The following is a 19,243-nucleotide window of genomic DNA, read 5'->3' as shown; positions in this document are numbered from 1 at the left end:
TGTATTCCTCCTAATCCTCGGACAGCCAGCTGCGTAGCAATTTAGCAAAGTCTTCTGGTTTTTCTTTTGCCATTTTTTCAAGCTGATTTTTTCTCACCATTTCTTCTGTTTCTGGTTCAGTGTCGATATCAGGAACATCGATTGGTGTACGTTCATCAAACTCAAACTCTTCTTCCTCATCTCTTCTACGCTTGCGTACAAGAAGAATGATAAGAGCGATAATTGCAAGTAGGAGCACACCGCCTACAATATAAACCCAGATTGGAATATTGTTTGAAGGGTTATCTGCCGCAGTTTGCTGTTTACCGTCTAATTTTGATACAGATAAAACGATTTTGTTATCTAAGTCTGCTTGAGTGAGCGCTTGACCATTTGTGTATTCTTTATCAATCGATGTGCTAATGATCGTTGAAAGAATCTTTTTGATATCATCTTGTCTTTCAGCTGTTAAAGAGTTTGCATCGTTTGCAGTTGGTGGTTCGACCAACGCTTGAATGCCAACATCTCTAATTTTATAAGGGCTTTCTTTGATATCTTTATGAATGCGGTTGACTTCATAATTGATACGATCTTCACTCTTTTCGTAATCTCCGCTTCCATTCGCTCCATCGGCACCTTGATAATTTGTGACATCATCGTCACCAGTTCCAGCGGTGCCTCCAGCTGCTGCTCCATTGCCTGAATATGTTTCAGCAATCTTTTCAGCGCTGACAGCAATCCCCTGCATGTTTTCTTTATCAACAGGTTCTACAAGGTCTTCTTTTCTTTTTTCTTCAGTAAAATCAATGTCTGTTGTGACCGATACAGCCACTTTATCTTGACCCATCATTGTTCCGAGCAGCTGCTGAATTTTTCTTTGAAGATTCTTTTCGATTTCCTCTTTTTTCTGCTGCTGTGCATCCATTCCACTTGCATAAGAATCGGAACTGGTGTTTAAGTCGTAGTAGTTGGAATCTTGGTCCATAATGACAATGTTTTCTGTTTTTAAATTCGGCACACTTTTTGAAATAAGATGATAAAGGCCTTTTACTTGCTGCGGCGTAAGCGTGTAGCCAGGCTCAACTTGCAGCACAATGGATGCTGATGCATTACTTTGCTCTTCTCCAACAAAAACGGAATCTTTTGGCAGGTTAATCATCACTTTTGAATCTTTAATCCCATCAATTGTATTGATCAGATTGGATAGTTCTGTCTGAGTTGCGTCTACTTTCAGAACATCAAATTCATTATCTGTTAAACCGAAGCCTGAATTGTTTGCAAAGAAGGAATAATCAATGTTGCCTGTCTTAGGAAGCCCTTCAGATGCGAGTGTTACTTTTAAAGAGTCTGCTTGCTTTTCTGGAACGAGAATCGTTGTTCCATTGTTTGCAAGTTCCGATTTAACGTTTTTGCCATCTAGTTCCTGTTTGATTTGTCCAGCTTCTGCCTCAGACAAGTCTCTAAAGAGCGGAACCATTTTTTCAGAAGAAGCAAAGATGCTAACAACCGTAATAATGATTGCTAGGGCAGCAACGCCGCCAATCATGAGTATTTTTTGTAATTTTGATCGATTTCGCCAAAACTCAACTGTTTTTGTTCTTAATTGCATTAAAGTACGATTCATCTTAACCCCCGGTCATTCCATTCAGTCTTTTTTTGTCCACCAGCACCTCCTACATCTGCATTCTCATAATCTCTTGGTACGCTTCGACTGCTTTATTTCGAAACTCTGTCGCAGCTGTGAGTGTGACACTCGCTTTTTGTGAAGCAATCATGACTTCATCGAGATTGACATCTTTTCCTTGTGCAAGCGCATTTGTATACTGGTCTGATTTCAGCTGTGATTGATTTAATGCCTCAATGGAATTCTTCAGCACATCAGAGAAATTCGTTTGACTTTTAGGTGCAGCCGCCTGCAAGGACGATGCATTCGTCAATTCACTTGCTTGCTGAGCGGTTTGAAGCTGGAAAGGAGATATTGCATTAACCAATTGTTTTCACCTTACTTTCCTATTTCTAAAGCTTTCATCAGCATGCTTTTGTTCGCATTTAGAGCAGTCACGTTTGCTTCATATGATCTTGAGCTGCTGATGAGGTCGACCATTTCTTTTAATGGATCGACATTTGGTGTTTGAACATATCCATTTTCATTGGCATCGGGATTTGTAGGATCATATTGAAGGTTGAATGGAGTTTCGTCTTCTGTAATCTTTGTTACTTTGACGCCGTTTCCTAATTTGCCGCTTGAATTCATACTTGAGTTCAATATAGATGAAAATGATTCACCTGACGGCTGTAATGTGACAAGTTTACGTCTATAAGGCTCCCAGTTGCCATCAACCTGTTTAGCTCTTGTTGTATCCATATTTGCAAGGTTTGAGGATACAACGTCCATTCTGAGCCTCTGTGCCGTTAATGCTGAGGCCGAAGCGTTCACTCCTGAAAAAATCGACATCACTTACCTCCTGTCAAAACTGTTTTAAGAGAATTAAATTTCCCGCTCATTCTTTCCACCAAAGCATTATACTGAATTTGGTTTTTAGCGAGTTCACTCATCTCTTGATCAATATCGACATTATTTCCGTTTTCTTGATATGAAGTACGGTTGCTAGAAACAACTGAATAATTAGACCCTGTTTTCGAAAAATCAATGTGACCTTGGTATGTTTTTTTAGCATCTAATTTGTTCGATGCGTCATTTAGCATGTCATGGAATGCGACGTTTTTCGACTTGTAGTTCGGTGTGTCTATATTCGCGATATTATTGCTTATGACTTTTTGCTTAACATTCGCTCTGCCCAAGGCATTCTCAAGGTTGCTTATCGTTCCAGAAAATATATCCAAAACCATATACCTCCAATCATATGTATTTCATTCCATTTAATCATGTCGAGATTTGTAAAACCATATGTTCATTGTAAGAAATAATAGGATTAAAGTCTATGATGTATATGTAAAAAAAACTCGTAATATATATCTATTTTACGAATAGGTATAAAGACCTAGATTCAAAGCACTACAGATTTGTAAGGGGTTTCTTGGAAAAAAGAGTGACATTTTTCGGACAAATCCTCATTTTTTCACATAAAAAAACCCTTTTCAGCATTTATTTCGGCCAAAAAGGGTTTTTGATTAATGAGATTTTAAATTTTCGAGTTCAATTAAAAATTTGTTATTTAACACTTTGATGTACGTTCCCTTCATTCCAAGAGAACGAGATTCGATTACGCCTGCACTTTCTAACTTACGTAAAGCGTTTACGATCACTGAACGAGTGATCCCTACACGGTCTGCAATTTTACTTGCGACAAGAAGACCTTCGTTTCCATCAAGCTCTTCAAAAATGTGTTCAATCGCTTCAAGCTCACTGTATGAAAGAGAGCTAATCGCCATTTGGACAACCGCTTTACTTCTTGCTTCTTCTTCGATTTCCTCTGCTTTCTCGCGAAGAATCTCCATTCCAACAACTGTTGCCCCGTATTCAGCAAGAATTAAATCATCATCTGTGAATGTATCTTGTAAGCGGGACAGGATTAACGTACCTAAACGATCTCCTCCGCCGATAATTGGAACAATTGTTGTTAAACCTGATTGGAATAAGTCACGGTTCTCAATCGGGAAAGCTGTATATTCACTGTTAATATCAAGGTTTGAAGACGTTTCTGGGACATTGAATAGACTCTTTGTATATTCTTCAGGGAACTGACGATCTTCAAGCATTTTTTTCATACGTGCATTTTCGATCTGTTGATTAATGGAGTAACCAAGAAGCTTTCCCCTTCTGCTTAATACGAAAATGTTTGAATCAATGACATCTCTCAGTGTTTCTGCCATTTCTTTGAAATTAACTGGTTTCCCCGCTGCATCTTGCAGCATTGAGTTAATAATCCTTGTTTTTTGTAGTAACGCCATAATAATGATCCTCCTAGATTACTTTATTCATTTGTTAAAGTATAAATTGACTTAAATCTTTGTTATTTGCAATCTTTCCTAGCTTCTCTTCGACATACTGAGGGGTAATGGTCACTTTCTCCATCGTAATATCAGGCGCCTCAAATGAAAGCTCTTCAAGCAGCTTCTCAAGTATGGTATGAAGCCTTCTTGCACCGATGTTATCTGTCTCCTGATTGACATGATAAGCCACTTCGGCAATCTTATGAATAGCATCGTCAGAAAATTCAAGAGATATACCTTCTGTTTCAAGTAAAGCTTTATATTGCTTTAATAATGCATTATCTGGTTCCGTTAAGATTTTCACAAAGTCTTCTATACTTAATTTATCTAATTCTACACGAATTGGGAAGCGCCCCTGAAGCTCGGGAATCAAATCTGATGGCTTTGCCATATGAAATGCACCTGCTGCAACAAAAAGCACATGATCAGTTTTAACGGCACCATATTTCGTCATCACAGTTGAACCTTCTACAATCGGTAAAATATCACGCTGAACCCCTTCACGAGAAACATCTGCAGATGATGCACCGCCGCTTTTGGCGATTTTGTCGATTTCATCGATAAAAATAATTCCTTGCTGCTCTGCTTTGTAGACTGCTTCCTGACTGACTTCATCCATATCAATCAGTTTTGAAGCTTCCTCAGCCGTTAACGCCTTTCTTGCTTCTCTGACAGTCAGCTTTCTGCGTTTTTTCTTTTTAGGCATGAGATTGCCGAGCGCATCCTGCATGTTCATACCCATTTGCTCCATACCCGAGCCTTGAAGCATATCAAACATGGAAGGCTGCTGTTCTTCTACTTCGATCGTGACGTAATGATCTTCAAGTTCTCCCATCGCCAGCTGATGAGCAATTCGCTTTCTTGTCGATTCGAGTTCCACTTCTTCATTTGAATGATCTCGATCACGGTCATCTTCATCTGAACCGCCAAACAGCATCTCAAAAGGATTTTTTACAGACTGGCTTTTTTTCTTACCAGGAACAAGTAAATGAACAAGACGTTTATTTGCTTGTTTTTCTGCTTCTTCTTGAACATCTTTCATTTTTTCTTCTTTGACGAGTCTAATCGCTGTTTCAACTAAATCTCTCACCATTGACTCTACGTCACGGCCAACATAACCCACTTCAGTAAATTTCGTCGCTTCGACTTTAATAAAAGGCGCACCAGAAATTCGAGCAATTCTGCGGGCAATTTCTGTTTTCCCCACACCTGTAGGGCCGATCATTAAAATATTTTTAGGAACGACTTCATCCTTTAGCTTATCATGTAAAAGACTTCTTCTGTAACGGTTTCTTAAAGCCACCGCCACTGCTTTTTTCGCATCAAGCTGACCAATGATGTATTGATCGAGCTTTTCAACTATCTCTCTTGGGGTGAACGGCTTTTTCTCCATACGTCTCATGTCCTTTCTATTCAAGCTCTTCTAAAGTGATTTGATCGTTCGTGTAGACACAGATTTCTCCGGCCGTTTCAAGAGCGGCCTTTGCAATTTCTCTCGCTGAGAGATGATCGCCTGCATGGGTTTTGAGTGCTCTCCCGGCGCTAAGCGCATAGTTTCCGCCTGAGCCAATTGCCAAAATCCCATCATCTGGTTCGATGACCTCTCCAGTTCCAGAGACGAGCAGGATGCTTTCTTTGTTCATGACGATGAGCATGGCCTCAAGCTGCCTTAGCATCTTATCACTTCGCCATTCCTTCGCTAGTTCTACGGCTGCCCGCTTTAAGTTGCCACCATATTCTTCAAGCTTTGTTTCAAACTTTTCAAAGAGTGTAAAAGCATCTGCTACTGAACCTGCAAAACCTGCAAGCACCTTGCCTCCGAAAAGACGGCGCACTTTTTTTGCTGTGTGTTTCATTACGACAGCCTGCCCGAAAGTAACTTGACCGTCGCCAGCCATTGCACTTTTTCCTTTATGTTGAACGGCAAAGATGGTTGTTGCATGAAATGATGACATGAAAAAACCTCCTTTTAGGATCGTTTAAAAGCCCTTGGGTGATGAGACATGTACGTGTTTCTTAAAGAATCTTTTGATACATGCGTGTACACCTGTGTAGATGATAAATTTGAATGACCGAGAAGTTCTTGAACACTTCTCAAATCCGCCCCCTCGTTTAAGAGATGCGTGGCAAAGGTGTGCCTTAACATGTGAGGATGGATATGTAATGTACCTGACGCTTTTTTCATTAATTCAGTGAGAATGAATCGAACACCTCGGTCTGTAATAGGCGTCCCGCGCTGATTCAAAAACACATGTGCATCAGCGCGGTCTTTCCCCTTAGATTTCAGCTTCTGCCTTCCATCCTCTAAATAAGTAATGAGCGCTTCATGAGCATATGACCCGAAAGGAACATACCGCTGCTTGCTGCCTTTCCCATGAACAAGCACTGTATCCATCGATAAATCAAGATCAGATTCTTTTAATGAACATAACTCACTGACCCTCATACCTGTTGCATAAAGAAGTTCTAAAATGGCTTGATTTCTTTGCCCAAGCGGTGTGCTGACATCAGAAACTGTAAAAAGCTCTTTTAGTTCCTCCTCATACAAAAATGAAGGAATCCGCTTATCCTGTTTTGGTAAGCTAACGAGTAAAAAAGGATTTTCTTTCACAAGCTGTTCTCTTAATAAAAATTTATAAAAGCTGCGAAGCGCAGAGACTTTCTTACTAATCGTTCTTCTTGTCAGGCCTTTTTCATAAGCTTCTGTTAAATAAATTCTCGTATCTTGATAGGATACCTCTTCAAAACCGTCTATTCCTTGAATGTTCATAAATCTGACAAACTCTTCAATGGCTTCTGTATATCCTGAGATCGTTAAAGCTGAATAGTTTTTTTCAATTTGCAGATATTCAATGAATAAGTGGACAAGACGCTGTTTATTCGTCATTTTTACACCTCTTTAAGGCTTTTAAATGGTATCACATATCTTGCTTTCCGTGCAATGTTTTACTACAGAGATTTCGAAATAGTTTGAATAGTTTCGATTGCGCGCTTAGCGTACTCTGCATAACGTTCTTGTTTGTTTTTAATTCGAACACCTAGATCTTTCAGCAAACCAAAATTCGCATTCATCGGCTGGAAGCTTTTCTTGTTTGTCGATGTGATGTAATAAGCCATACTGCCAATCGCCGTTTCCTCAGGAAGTGTCACAAGCTCTTCTCCTTTGACAAAACGAGCGGCGTTAATGCCAGCCACAAGTCCGGAAGCTGCAGACTCGACATACCCTTCAACGCCTGTCATTTGTCCGGCAAAGAATAGATCATCTCTATTTTTAAACTGATAAGTCGGTCTTAAAAGGCTTGGCGAGTTAATAAATGTATTACGGTGCATCACCCCGTAACGAACAATCTCTGCTTCTTCAAGGCCTGGAATCAAACGGAATACTTCCTTTTGATCGCCCCACTTCAGATGTGTCTGGAAGCCAACGATGTTATATAAAGTACCTGCTGCATCATCCTGTCTTAATTGAACAACAGCGTAAGGTCTTTTTCCTGTTTTCGGATCTTCCAGTCCTACTGGTTTCATCGGGCCAAACAGCATCGTTTTCTTTCCTCTTTTCGCCATGACTTCAATTGGCATGCAGCCTTCAAAGAAGATTTCTTTTTCAAATTCTTTTAATGGCACAGTTTCAGCAGAAATGAGCGCCTCATAAAAACGATCGAATTCTTCTTCTGTCATTGGACAGTTTAAATAAGCGGCTTCTCCTTTGTCATAGCGTGATTTCAAATACACCTTATCCATATCAATGCTATCTTTCTCTAGAATAGGTGCCGCTGCATCGTAGAAATAGAGATATTCTTCTCCTGTTAACGATTTTAATTCTTTTGAAAGTGCTTCTGATGTCAGCGGGCCAGTTGCGATAATTGTCGGACCTTCTGGAATGCTTTGCACTTCTTCTTGAAAGACCGTAACATTCGGATGATTTTTCACGCGATCTGTCACGTTTGCTGCAAATTCATGACGATCTACTGCAAGCGCGCCGCCCGCAGGAACTGAGCTTTCATCTGCCGCTGCGATAATGGCTGAATCTAAATGACGCATTTCTTCCTTTAATACACCTACTGCATTCGTCAAAGCGTTCGCACGCAGTGAGTTGCTGCATACAAGCTCCGCAAATTTATCTGTGTGGTGAGCCGGCGTTTGTTTCACAGGTCTCATTTCATATAAATTGACTTTAATTCCTCGTTTAGCGATTTGCCATGCAGCTTCACTTCCAGCTAAACCGGCCCCGATCACATTTACAAATTGACTCATTGGACAACTCTCCTATTTCGTAAGTTCTGTTTGATGACATAAAAAAGCAGGTGAACAAGGCTGCTCACCGCTATTTTTGTTGTTCCTCTTTATAATCACAGTTCACACATTGAACTTGAACGCCTTTTTTCAGCTTTTTCTCTACAAGCATATTTTCGCATTTTGGACACTTTCTTTCAATTGGTTTGTCCCAAGAAACGAATTCACACTCTGGAAAACGATCACAGCCGTAAAAAATGCGGCGTTTCTTCGATTTTCGTTCAACAATGTTTCCTTCATGACATGACGGGCATTTGACACCGATATCTTTCACAATTGGTTTTGTGTTACGGCAGTCAGGAAAGTTCGAGCACGCCATGAACTTGCCGTATCTACCCATTTTGTACACCATCGGATGTCCGCACTCTTCACAATCAACACCTGCGTATTCCGGCTCAATCTCAACTTCTTGCATTTCTGCTTCAGCTTTTTCTACCCGTTTTGCAAAGTCTTGATAGAAGCTGTCGATAATACGAACCCATTCGATCGTACCTTCTTCAACACTATCAAGTTCCTTTTCCATTTTCGCTGTAAATTCAACGTTAATGATTTCAGGAAAGAATTCGATGATTAAGTTGAGTACAATCTCTCCGAGCTCTGTCGGAGTAAATCGTTTATTATCAAGTGCGACATAACCGCGCTTTTGAATCGTATCTAATGTTGGTGCATACGTAGATGGACGGCCTATACCGAGCTCTTCAAGTGTTTTGACCAATCTTGCCTCTGTGTAGCGAGGAGGCGGCTGTGTGAAGTGCTGTTCAGGTTCGATATCTTTTGAAAGAACTGTATCCCCTTCTTTCAGATCAGGAAGCATTTTGTCCTTTTCCTCGAGCTGGTCGTCCTTTCCTTCTACATAAACCTTCATAAACCCAGGGAATTTCACTTTACTTCCATTCGCACGGAAAGTAAGACCATTATGATCAAGATCCACACTCATTGTATCAAGAACAGCCGGCGCCATTTGGCTTGCCACGAATCGTTCCCAAATCAATTTGTACAGGCGAAGCTGATCACGGCTTAGCACATGCTTGACATCTGCCGGTTTTCTTAACGTAGAAGTCGGACGGATGGCTTCGTGAGCATCTTGGGCGTTTTCATTCTTTTTAGCCGTTCGTTTTGTTGTATTTAAGAAATTCTTACCGTACGTCTGATCAATAAAAGCAGATACTTCTTCAATCGCCGTATTTGAAATACGTGTTGAGTCCGTTCTCATATAAGTGATAAGACCGACTGTACCTTCTTTACCAAGATCAATTCCTTCATATAATTGCTGTGCAATCATCATCGTCTTTTTCGCACGGAAGTTTAATTTTCTTGCAGCCTCCTGCTGTAAAGTAGAAGTCGTAAACGGAACAGCTGGATTACGCTTTCGCTCTTTTTTCGTTACTTTCTCTACAGAGAATTTGCTTCCCTTTAATTTCGAAAGGATTTCTTTTACATCTTCTTTTGTTTTCAGTGGATGCTTTTTCCCGTTGAGGCCAAAGAAACTTGCTTCGAAGCTTTCTTTTCCTTTGAGGAATGTACCGTCAATTGTCCAGTATTCTTCTGGTTTAAATTCATTAATTTCATTCTCGCGATCAATAATGAGTCGGAGTGCAACTGATTGAACACGGCCAGCACTTAAACCCTTTTTCACTTTCTTCCATAAAATCGGACTGATTTTATACCCAACGAGACGATCTAAAATTCGTCTTGCCTGCTGTGCATCAACTAAATCCATATCGATCATACGAGGATGCTTAAAGGAATCTTTAATCGCATCTTTTGTAATCTCGTTAAAAACAACACGGCAGTCAGAAGAGAGGTCAAGGTCAAGGCTATGTGCTAAATGCCAAGCAATCGCTTCTCCCTCTCTATCGGGGTCAGCCGCGAGAAAGACTTTCTTTGCTTTTTTCGCCGCTGTTTTTAATTCCTTTAGAACTGGGCCTTTCCCGCGAATCGTAATATATCTCGGTTCGAAGTCATGCTCAGTGTCAACACCGAGCTGACTTTTCGGTAAATCCCTGACGTGTCCCATTGAAGCCTTTACTTTATACTTTTTTCCTAAATAACGCTCAATCGTTTTCGCCTTTGCTGGCGACTCAACGATGACTAAATAATCAGCCATACTCAAAATCCCCCTTAAGAGGTGTTCTCTCTTTATACATTTCACAATTCATATTTATGTTAATTGCACCTATCTAACAGGCAATCATTAAAAATTCTTTATGATGAACATCATTATAAACACGAAAAACAAAGTGTAAACTTAAATCCTCACTATTATTAAATATTCCGATGTCTTTTGTCAAACGATATTTTTATGAGAGTTCAGTATATTGAACGCTGCGGAAGGAGAATTCCTCTAAAATATCCTTTGTGGAATGAACAAGCTTTGCCCCCTGCTGAATGAGTCTTGCCGGCCCTGTGGAATTAGGATCAAAGATGGATCCAGCAACCGCAAATACTTCTTTTCCTTGCTCAAGTGCTTGATAGGCTGTAATAAGAGAACCGCTCTTTTCTTTGCACTGAATCACAATGGTTCCTCTCGTCAACGCACTAATTAAACGATTTCTCATTGGAAAATGCCACTTTTCTGGTTTGACATAAGGCGGATGCTCTGACAAAAGCAAATGATGCTCGCCCATGTATTGAGCCATTTGCGCATGCTCTTTTGGGTATAAATGCTGAAAGCCGCCGGCTATAATGCCAATCGTTTTCCCTTTTTTCCTGATGCACTCTTTATGTGCAAGTCCATCGATTCCTTTAGCTAGCCCACTAACAATCATCCACTCTTCTTTGACAAGCTCACCAACAATTTTTTTCACACATGCTTCTCCATAAGACGATGGAAGTCGCGTGCCGACTACACCTAAACTTTTTTCTTCATTTAAATATGATACGTTTCCTTTTAGGAATAACACAGGGGGAGGATCATAAATATTTTTTAGTGTGCTTGGATATAAGGGTGATGTGATGGGAATCATGTGAATGTTTTGCTTTAAATAGGCTTGAACGATGTGTTGAAAAATGGGGAATTCATTTTCTTCAGCTTGTTTTAAGCTGGTAAAGTCGATCGTTTGTAATGCTCGATCCTGTTTAAAATGATGTGTTTCTTCATTTATATATAGCTCAGGATCGACTTTCCACCATTTTGTAAGTAATGAGGGTGAGATGAGGCCTTTTAAGCGGTGAAAAATCATTCTTTCGGACACGTTGTACATACCATTCCTCCAGTTTAAGATAGAAAGAAGAAGACTTGTCAAAGAACAAGTCTTCTTGTGTCATTAATGCGTTTTACAAGCTTCGAAGAGATTCTTCTCTTTTAATACTTTAATCAACGTTTCTCCCATGACAGATGGTGTTTCTGCCACTTCAATTCCACATTCACGCATTGTCTTTACCTTTTCATCAGCTGTTCCTTTACCACCAGAAATAATGGCACCAGCATGTCCCATACGTTTTCCTGGAGGCGCCGTTTTACCGCCAATAAAGCCTACGACTGGTTTAGTCATATTTGCTTTTACCCATTCAGCTGCTTCTTCTTCAGCCGTACCGCCGATTTCACCGATCATAATCACAGCATGCGTTTCAGGATCTTCATTGAATGCTTTTAACACATCAATAAAGTTTGTCCCATTTACCGGGTCCCCCCCGATTCCTACAGCTGTCGATTGACCAACGCCAGCTTCTGAAAGCTGATGTACCGCTTCATATGTAAGCGTTCCAGAACGAGAAACAACACCCACATGACCTTTTTTATGAATGTAGCCAGGCATGATACCAATTTTACATTCTTCAGGTGTGATGACACCTGGGCAGTTTGGTCCAACTAGTCTTGTTTTCTTACCTTCCATGTAACGCTTCACTTTGACCATGTCCAGAACTGGAATATGTTCTGTGATACAAATGACGAGATCGACTTCTGCGTCAACAGCCTCTAAAATGGCATCTGCCGCAAATGGTGCTGGTACATAGATAACAGAAGCGTTCGCTCCAGTTGTCTGAACTGCTTCAGATACAGTATTAAATACAGGAACTCCTTCTACTTCAGTTCCACCTTTTCCAGGTGTGACACCGCCAACAATATTTGTTCCGTACTCAATCATTTGTTTTGTATGGAACAATGCGGTTGAACCGGTAATCCCCTGAACAATTACTCTCGTATTTTTATTAATAAATACACTCATTTAGGTTCCCTGCCTTTCTGCTCTACTTGACTAAAGATACAATCTTTTCTGCCCCGTCAGCCATAGACTCAGCAGAAGTGATATTTAAGCCTGAATCACTCAGGATTTTCTTCCCTAATTCAACGTTTGTTCCTTCCAGACGTACAACAAGTGGTAATGTTAAGCCGACTTGTTTCGTCGCTTCAACAACACCTTCTGCAATGACATCACATTTCATGATGCCGCCAAAAATGTTCACGAAAATCCCTTTTACATTTTGATCAGATAAGATGATTTTAAATGCTTCCGTTACTTTTTCAGCTGTTGCACCGCCGCCAACATCTAGGAAGTTTGCAGGGTCCCCGCCGTAATGCTTGATGATATCCATTGTAGACATCGCAAGACCTGCTCCATTGACCATACAGCCAATATTTCCATCTAGAGAAATGTAGCTTAAGTCATATTTAGATGCTTCAATTTCTTTTGGATCCTCTTCATCAAGGTCACGGTATTCTAATATATCTTTTTGTCTATATAAGGCATTGCTATCAAAGTTTAATTTTGCATCAAGTGCCATGACTTTTCCATCGCCTGTTACAACCAGTGGATTAATCTCAGCAATTGAACAATCTTTTTCAATAAACGCATTGTAAAGGCTTGTCATAAACTTAACAGCTTGGCCAACTAATTTTGTTGGAATATTAATTTTAAATGCTACTTCTCTCGCCTGATAGCCTTGCAGGCCAATCGCTGGGTCGATGACCACTTTGACGATTTTTTCTGGCGTTTTTTCTGCCACTTCTTCAATTTCAGTACCGCCTTCTTCAGATGCCATCAATACAATTCTTGATGTCGCTCTGTCCAAAACTAGTCCAACATAGTATTCCTTTTGAATATCGCAGCCTTCTTCAATAAGTAAGCGTTTTATTTCGCGCCCTTCAGGCCCTGTTTGATGTGTGACAAGTGTCTTGCCGAGCAATTCCTCTGCAAACCCTTTCACTTCATCTTTCGTTTTTGCAATTTTTACCCCGCCTGCTTTACCACGGCCGCCTGCATGAATCTGTGCTTTTACGACATATACAGAGCTCCCTAGCTCTTCTGATGCTTTCACTGCTTCATCAGGTGTAAATGCTACTTTACCATTTGGAACTGAAACCCCATATTTTCTTAGGATTTCTTTTCCTTGGTACTCATGGATATTCATTTCCCATCCTCCCAACATATGTAGAAACAAAAATTATAAAATAGACTGCGCTTTCATTTTAAAGAATAAAAAAGAGAATGTCTAGGGTTCTATGTAAAATCGTAAAATCCTTCTAAACATTCAAACTTTTATTTTATTAAAAATATAAATTTTTCAGCCAAATCACTTATTTTACCTTATTTTTTCATTTTTTGATCTAACTTGTAGATAAACGAAAAAATTTCTGCTACAGTATCGTATAATGCTTCAGGGATCTCCTCATCTAGTGTTAAGTGGCGCATGAGTTCGACTAAATTACGGTCTTCCTGGATAGGGACTCCCGACTTTTTTGCTTCTTCAATAATATGATCTGCCACATAGCCGCTGCCTGTTGCAACGACTTTTGGCGCCTTTTGTTTTTCTTCATCGTAATGCAGAGCGACCGCTCTTCTAAGCGGTTTTGAATCCTTCATACTCGTAAGTCCAGCCCTTTCTCGCTGATTTTATGAAAGTGTTCATCTAGAAATTGAGACGGATCTACTGGCTCTTGTCTCTTTTTTGCTGTAATTCCCGTTAAACTGTATCCTAGAGCATTTAAATTCTCCCGAACAGCCGGAATCATCGGATTAATGGTTCCTTGCAGTTCATGGGCTGTCTCGACAGTAATTGACATGACCTTTTGCTGAATCGTACAGTCTATTAAGGTTTCTTCAAGGTTTTCCATGTTTAAGTAAAACATGAGGCGGCACTGAGAAATATCAATGGAGCCATCCTTTTTCTTATGTCCTTTTAGAATAAAGGTTAAATCTTGAACACTATGTTTTGAGAAAAGCGGATAGGAAACCATCATTTGACTGACGGTTTGGTTCTCCTGCTGCACAAATAACTGTCCATTCAATCTATGAAATAATTGATCCACTTCTTTTTTAACGTGCTCTGGTAAATCAGCCTGTCTCACATCATTTAAGGTAAGCTTTAATTGGTGCAGCTCCTGACTTTTGACATCCTGGCTGCCTTTTTCAAGCAGTTTCAGCATACCAATTTCATCACGCACACCGATTGCCTTTTTCATCGTCATTAGTAAATCGAGCACATCAGTTTTATTGCTTAATGTTGGTTCAGTCTGCTGCACCGCCTGAGCTAATGCTTTCGCCTCTGGTTTCGAAAGGAATGGAAACTCTTTTTGAAGCACAGCTGCTTTTGCGTCAGGCTGAGTGCCTGCCTGCTGGAGTCCGTGCAGCAATGCTGTGAGCTGTTTTACGTTGGGTTCTTGCTGCCCATCTGCACCTTGTTTCATCAAGCTGGCCAGTATCCGCTCAATTTGCTGAAGCGGGATTTGCAGCTCTTTTGGACTTGTTGACTGCTGCTGCGCGTTTGTCTGAAGAACTTGGGACGGCTGACGCTCTTGAACGATTGGGGCTTGGCTATTTTCTTTTTGCTGAGACGAGTTGAGCTGAGTCGTTACTGGTATATTACCGCCTTGCTTCGCCTCGCCTTCTCTCGCTGCTAGAAGGACTGATAAGAGCTTTTCTGCATGGATGGCTGTCTCTGCATCTACAACTGACCGAACGGCTTGTGTAAGGGTCTGTGTAGCATCTGTGTGCTTCGGAAGCTGTGTTAATTGATTTAGCAGCGCTGTTATATCCTGATGAAGAGCAGAGGATGATTTCACGGCTAAAATAGATTGAAGTACCCCTTGCTGGATCGGTAAATCTTTCTTTAAAGCAAAGAGGAGTGCTTGGAGCCCTTTCTTCACATCAGCTCCTTGAAGCTGTTCGATCCATTTCACTGCCGTTCTTAACTCTCCTTCATTAATGACGGACTTTTCCTTTAAAAAAGCTGTAGCTGTCAGCATGTTTTCAAGCCCATTTTTAAGTGAAAGTCCTTCTAATAGTTTGGCTGCTGCATCCTTTAACGTCTTAGGATCTTGATCAAATTGCTGAACGGGTCTTAGTTTATTGAGGCTGCCTCCGCCCTCTTGTTCAAATTGGAACCAATAAAATGCGTCTGCTTTCAGCTGGGCCGCCAGCTGCGCTTTTATTTTCGTTGAGCCTATTTGAACAAGGGCTGTATCATCTCCAAGCATTTTTAGTACTTTACCGAGAATCAGCCGATGAACATTTTCCTTCCCTTCGGTGTTTAATGGAACAGATTCAGCCGTATTCAGCCGGCTATTCAGTGCTGTATGTATGTCCTCAACTCTTGTCATCACAGGCAGCCTCCTTAGATTAAAATTTTGATATAACAGATTTCACTGGCGCAAACGATAATCGGTGGATTGGGGCCGCACCATGTGTTTGAATCGCAGCCAAGTGCTCTTTCGTTCCGTACCCTTTATGTTTTTCAAATTGATACTCAGGATACTTACGCCCATACTCTTCCATCATCTGATCCCTTGTCACCTTCGCAATACATGCACCTGCTGCAATGGATGCACTTTTTGCATCTCCTTTGATGATATTCTCTTGGTGAGTTGAAAGCGGGAGTGTCATGGCATCTATGAGCAGATCAATCAGGTGGATGAGTTAACTGCTCCACAGCTCTCACCATCGCCAGTCTTGATGCTTCGTAAATATTGATTTCATCAATCATAGCCGCATCAACAATGCCGATTCCGATATCAAGTGCTTCTTTTTGAATGAGGTCATAATAAGCCAATCTTTTTTTCTCAGATAATTGCTTTGAGTCGTTTAAACCGAGCAGGACTGTATCTTCCTTTAAGATAACGGCTGCTGCGACAACTGGGCCGGCCAGCGGTCCTCTGCTTATTTTAATACATATATCGGGTGACTGGACAAAAACATTAGACACCATAAGATTTCTGCTTAACTATCTAATAAATTTTGTCTGGGTACGTTAGCTCGAATTTGTCTAAGTATAACAAAGTAAACTCAGGTAATATTAAACCGTTTTTATACTGATTATGTATGACTTTTTTTAAAATACATTGAAGAGAATGTTTATTCAACTTTATGATTTGGTCACATAAAACTCTATATTATTATCGGCTAAATCAACTTCATTTTTTATACACTCAATACAATTTTCAGTAACTTCGCTTGTGGGTAGCTCAGTGTAAAACAGCTATCTCTAAAAAACTTCTCGAATGGACTTATTTTCATTTGGATTACTTGCTTCATTTATATTTTTATTCCCTTCTATTCTATATAACTATTTCTGATTACAGCCAAAGAAATTTGCAACTACTGTCATCTTTTTTACCGATTGAACAGATTTTTTAATTTGAAAATAATAATAGATCAGAAAATCTTTTTAGGCGTTTTCCTTTCAATTTTTAAGATTAATTTTATCACCTCATATTAATCCTCATTAATAAATAAGCAGACTATTTTAACTTTTCAGTTAACAATTACAACAATCGGGCCCAGCCATTCACAATCTTTAAGATGTTATTCAAGAAAATGACCCTTAAATTGAGAAACGTATATAGAAAAAGGACTGCTATGACAGTTCTCTTCTACTCCGTAATCGGCCCGATTGCTGGTTAAATGAAATGAAATAAATTTTTCTGATTGACATTTCAATGAAGATTATAATAATATATGAACATATAATCATATATTGAAACTAATTGTATTATGGGGGTGTAAAAATGGTGAGTGAAGAGCAGAAACATGAAGAGAATTTTAATGAAGGAGCGCAGCATTTGGATGAAGAGACGCTGTTTGTCGTTTCGCAAACGTTCAAAGCGTTAAGCGACCCAACTAGAATTCGTATTTTGAATTTATTATGTACAGGGGAGCATTCCGTCAATGATATTGCGGAAACGTTAAATTTAAGCCAGTCGAGTATCTCCCACCAATTGCGTTTCTTGAAAAATTTAAGATTAGTCAAATATCGAAGAGCAGGGACAACTTTGTATTATTTGGAAGATGACGTTCACGTTATGAATTTACTGAATCAGTCAATTGAGCATGCTACACACCATTAATTTAGGGGGAATCTAAAATGGGACACGATCATGGACATGACCATACACATGGTGCAAATAAAAAGACGTTAATGATAAGTTTTATTATTATTACAGGTTATATGATTATTGAAGCAATTGGAGGATTCATTACCAACAGCCTTGCGTTATTATCTGATGCAGGACATATGTTAAGTGACTCGATATCTCTTGCAGTTGCATTATTGGCCTTTACATTTGGGGGAAAAGTCGCTAACTATAGTAAAACATATGGATATAAACGATTTGAAATATTAGCAGCTGTTCTAAACGGGGTGACACTCGTATTAATTGCAATTTATATTTTTTATGAAGCAATTCAGCGTTTTCTAAATCCACCCGAAGTTGCTTCAACTGGAATGTTAATCATCGCTACAATTGGTTTACTAGTCAATATTCTTGTTGCGTGGATTATGATGCGCGGCGGGGATGTAGAAGAGAACCTGAATATGCGTGGAGCATACTTACATGTAATGAGCGATATGCTTGGTTCCATTGGCGCCATTATTGCTGCACTGCTCATGATATTCTTCAACTGGGGCTGGGCAGACCCACTAGCAAGTGTCATTGTTGCCGCACTCGTATTACGCAGCGGTTACTATGTTACGAAATCCGGACTCCATGTCCTGATGGAAGGGACACCACAAAATGTTGATGTGGACGATGTAATTCAAACAATTCAAAATAAAAAAGGAATTCATAGTGTTCACGACTTTCACGTTTGGTCGATTACAAGCGGATTAAATGCGCTATCCTGTCATGCAGTTGTAGATAAACAAATGTCCATTGCTGAAAGTGAACGATTGCTCCATCAAATCGAACATGACCTTGAACACAAAAATATTCACCATATGACGATTCAATTAGAAACGACTTCTCATGAGCATGATAGTACCATTTTGTGTAACGTAAAGGCTAATTCATCTGGCCATCATCATCACTGATGGGCAATTAAATGAACGAAACACTTAATACAAAATAAAGGTTAGAAGCGGTTTAGGATAAATGACACTTTGACTAAATAATTTACATGTATTTTAAAACTTTCTACATTCAACCCGGATACACTTTTATATGTGAAAGTGTATCCGGGTTTTTTAATTCTTGGTTTATATCCCAAAAACCTTTCTTAGTACTCTTTAACAGAATAAGATTACTTACTATATTTGTTCAATACTATTTTTCTGTACAACTAGTCTGTCTTCTTTTACATTTAATTCTTTACTATGTTTTTTATACAATTCTTTGAAGTTTAATCCAATGTCTGTTCCTAGAACTTTAATCAGAGGTCTGATAATTTTTTTGGAAGCGATAGCTTATTTTCTTTAGAAGTAAACTTGTCGAATAAAATCATTTCCCCATCATGTTTTAGTACCCTTTCCATTTCCTGAAAACATTTATCCGCGTTAGGTACTACTGATAGAATTTGACTGCCGATAGCCAAGTCAAACTGATGATTGTCAAAACTCATATCTTGAGCATCCTTTTCTAAAAACTTAATAGTGGAAGTTTTGAATTTCTCTCTTGCATTCCTCAAGTACAAGGTTGGTACTTTCATCAGATATATAATGATCGATAGATCCTACGTCATTATGACTTAGGTCTTCACCTTATGGACTAATTCATAGATATCAACTTTTTTGGTAACCTCTTTTCCTCTGTCCTATACTAAATAATCATTTACATATGATACAGTAGGCAAATACTCTCTTGCAG

Annotated in this window: 18 protein-coding genes and 1 pseudogene; 2 read left to right on the top strand and 17 right to left on the bottom strand. The window is 39.6% G+C overall.

Annotation, left to right across the window (positions count from 1 at the left end; translation table 11 throughout):
• Positions 1-10 precede the first annotated feature (10 nt).
• The 16 genes and pseudogenes from fliF to C9414_RS11365 all read right to left on the bottom strand — a co-directional run.
• A complete protein-coding gene (fliF, locus tag C9414_RS11440) occupies positions 11-1,603 on the bottom strand; it encodes a flagellar basal-body MS-ring/collar protein FliF (RefSeq protein WP_039178517.1) in 1,593 nt (530 codons plus the stop codon).
• Between the two features lie 49 nt (positions 1,604-1,652).
• A complete protein-coding gene (gene fliE / locus C9414_RS11435) occupies positions 1,653-1,970 on the bottom strand; it encodes a flagellar hook-basal body complex protein FliE (RefSeq protein ID WP_039178515.1) in 318 nt (105 codons plus the stop codon).
• An 11-nt stretch (positions 1,971-1,981) separates the two neighbouring features.
• Positions 1,982-2,434 carry a flagellar basal body rod protein FlgC gene (gene flgC, locus C9414_RS11430; RefSeq protein WP_024424179.1) on the bottom strand — a complete coding sequence of 151 codons (453 nt, stop codon included), beginning with the start codon at positions 2,432-2,434 and terminating at the stop codon, positions 1,982-1,984.
• Positions 2,434-2,823, bottom strand: coding sequence for a flagellar basal body rod protein FlgB (flgB, locus tag C9414_RS11425; protein ID WP_039178512.1), 390 nt, complete (start codon positions 2,821-2,823; stop codon positions 2,434-2,436). The genes flgC and flgB overlap by 1 nt, the downstream gene beginning before the upstream one ends.
• 288 nt (positions 2,824-3,111) lie before the next feature.
• Complete coding sequence (codY, locus tag C9414_RS11420) at positions 3,112-3,891, bottom strand: GTP-sensing pleiotropic transcriptional regulator CodY (RefSeq protein WP_007499612.1); 780 nt, start codon at positions 3,889-3,891, stop codon at positions 3,112-3,114.
• Between the two features lie 34 nt (positions 3,892-3,925).
• A complete protein-coding gene (gene hslU, locus C9414_RS11415) occupies positions 3,926-5,326 on the bottom strand; it encodes an ATP-dependent protease ATPase subunit HslU (protein WP_047202158.1) in 1,401 nt (466 codons plus the stop codon).
• 16 nt (positions 5,327-5,342) lie between these two features.
• Entirely contained in the window at positions 5,343-5,888 is a 546-nt protein-coding gene (gene hslV, locus C9414_RS11410; protein ID WP_024424181.1) for an ATP-dependent protease subunit HslV, read from the bottom strand.
• A 14-nt stretch (positions 5,889-5,902) separates the two neighbouring features.
• The gene (gene xerC, locus C9414_RS11405) at positions 5,903-6,820 is read right to left on the bottom strand and encodes a tyrosine recombinase XerC (protein WP_107163656.1); all 918 of its coding nucleotides are present in this window, start codon (positions 6,818-6,820) and stop codon (positions 5,903-5,905) included.
• A 62-nt stretch (positions 6,821-6,882) separates the two neighbouring features.
• Positions 6,883-8,187, bottom strand: coding sequence for an FADH(2)-oxidizing methylenetetrahydrofolate--tRNA-(uracil(54)-C(5))-methyltransferase TrmFO (gene trmFO / locus C9414_RS11400; protein ID WP_034317774.1), 1,305 nt, complete (start codon positions 8,185-8,187; stop codon positions 6,883-6,885).
• A gap of 70 nt (positions 8,188-8,257) precedes the next feature.
• On the bottom strand, positions 8,258-10,333 hold the full coding sequence (gene topA, locus C9414_RS11395; protein WP_107163655.1) for a type I DNA topoisomerase: 2,076 nt from the start codon (positions 10,331-10,333) through the stop codon (positions 8,258-8,260).
• Between the two features lie 193 nt (positions 10,334-10,526).
• Entirely contained in the window at positions 10,527-11,429 is a 903-nt protein-coding gene (dprA, locus tag C9414_RS11390; RefSeq protein WP_047202156.1) for a DNA-processing protein DprA, read from the bottom strand.
• Between the two features lie 63 nt (positions 11,430-11,492).
• Positions 11,493-12,395: a succinate--CoA ligase subunit alpha gene (gene sucD / locus C9414_RS11385; RefSeq protein ID WP_007499624.1), complete on the bottom strand. Its 903-nt coding sequence runs from the start codon at positions 12,393-12,395 to the stop codon at positions 11,493-11,495.
• Between the two features lie 22 nt (positions 12,396-12,417).
• A complete protein-coding gene (gene sucC, locus C9414_RS11380) occupies positions 12,418-13,578 on the bottom strand; it encodes an ADP-forming succinate--CoA ligase subunit beta (protein ID WP_024426972.1) in 1,161 nt (386 codons plus the stop codon).
• 176 nt (positions 13,579-13,754) lie between these two features.
• Complete coding sequence (locus C9414_RS11375; RefSeq protein WP_047202155.1) at positions 13,755-14,030, bottom strand: FlhB-like flagellar biosynthesis protein; 276 nt, start codon at positions 14,028-14,030, stop codon at positions 13,755-13,757.
• Entirely contained in the window at positions 14,027-15,766 is a 1,740-nt protein-coding gene (locus C9414_RS11370; RefSeq protein WP_039178501.1) for a hypothetical protein, read from the bottom strand. The genes C9414_RS11375 and C9414_RS11370 overlap by 4 nt, the downstream gene beginning before the upstream one ends.
• Before the next feature lie 19 nt (positions 15,767-15,785).
• Positions 15,786-16,320, bottom strand: a pseudogene (locus C9414_RS11365) (ribonuclease HII); the annotation flags it as partial.
• 853 nt (positions 16,321-17,173) lie between these two features.
• Here C9414_RS11365 and C9414_RS11360 point away from each other — a divergent pair.
• Positions 17,174-17,509 (top strand): ArsR/SmtB family transcription factor, encoded by a 336-nt coding sequence (locus C9414_RS11360; protein ID WP_181286137.1) that lies wholly within the window; start codon positions 17,174-17,176, stop codon positions 17,507-17,509.
• A 17-nt stretch (positions 17,510-17,526) separates the two neighbouring features.
• Positions 17,527-18,471: a cation diffusion facilitator family transporter gene (locus C9414_RS11355; RefSeq protein ID WP_107163653.1), complete on the top strand. Its 945-nt coding sequence runs from the start codon at positions 17,527-17,529 to the stop codon at positions 18,469-18,471.
• A 338-nt stretch (positions 18,472-18,809) separates the two neighbouring features.
• On the opposite strand, the gene C9414_RS11350 is transcribed toward C9414_RS11355, so the two are convergent.
• Positions 18,810-19,085, bottom strand: a complete 276-nt coding sequence (locus C9414_RS11350; protein WP_224928223.1) for a class I SAM-dependent methyltransferase — start codon at positions 19,083-19,085, stop codon at positions 18,810-18,812.
• Positions 19,086-19,243: the final 158 nt, after the last annotated feature.

Origin of the sequence: Bacillus sp. Nf3, from assembly GCF_003028545.1 — a bacterium.
In the GTDB taxonomy this organism is placed as follows: Bacteria; Bacillota; Bacilli; order Bacillales; family Bacillaceae; genus Bacillus; species Bacillus safensis.
This window is presented reverse-complemented; position numbering and strand designations above follow the sequence as displayed.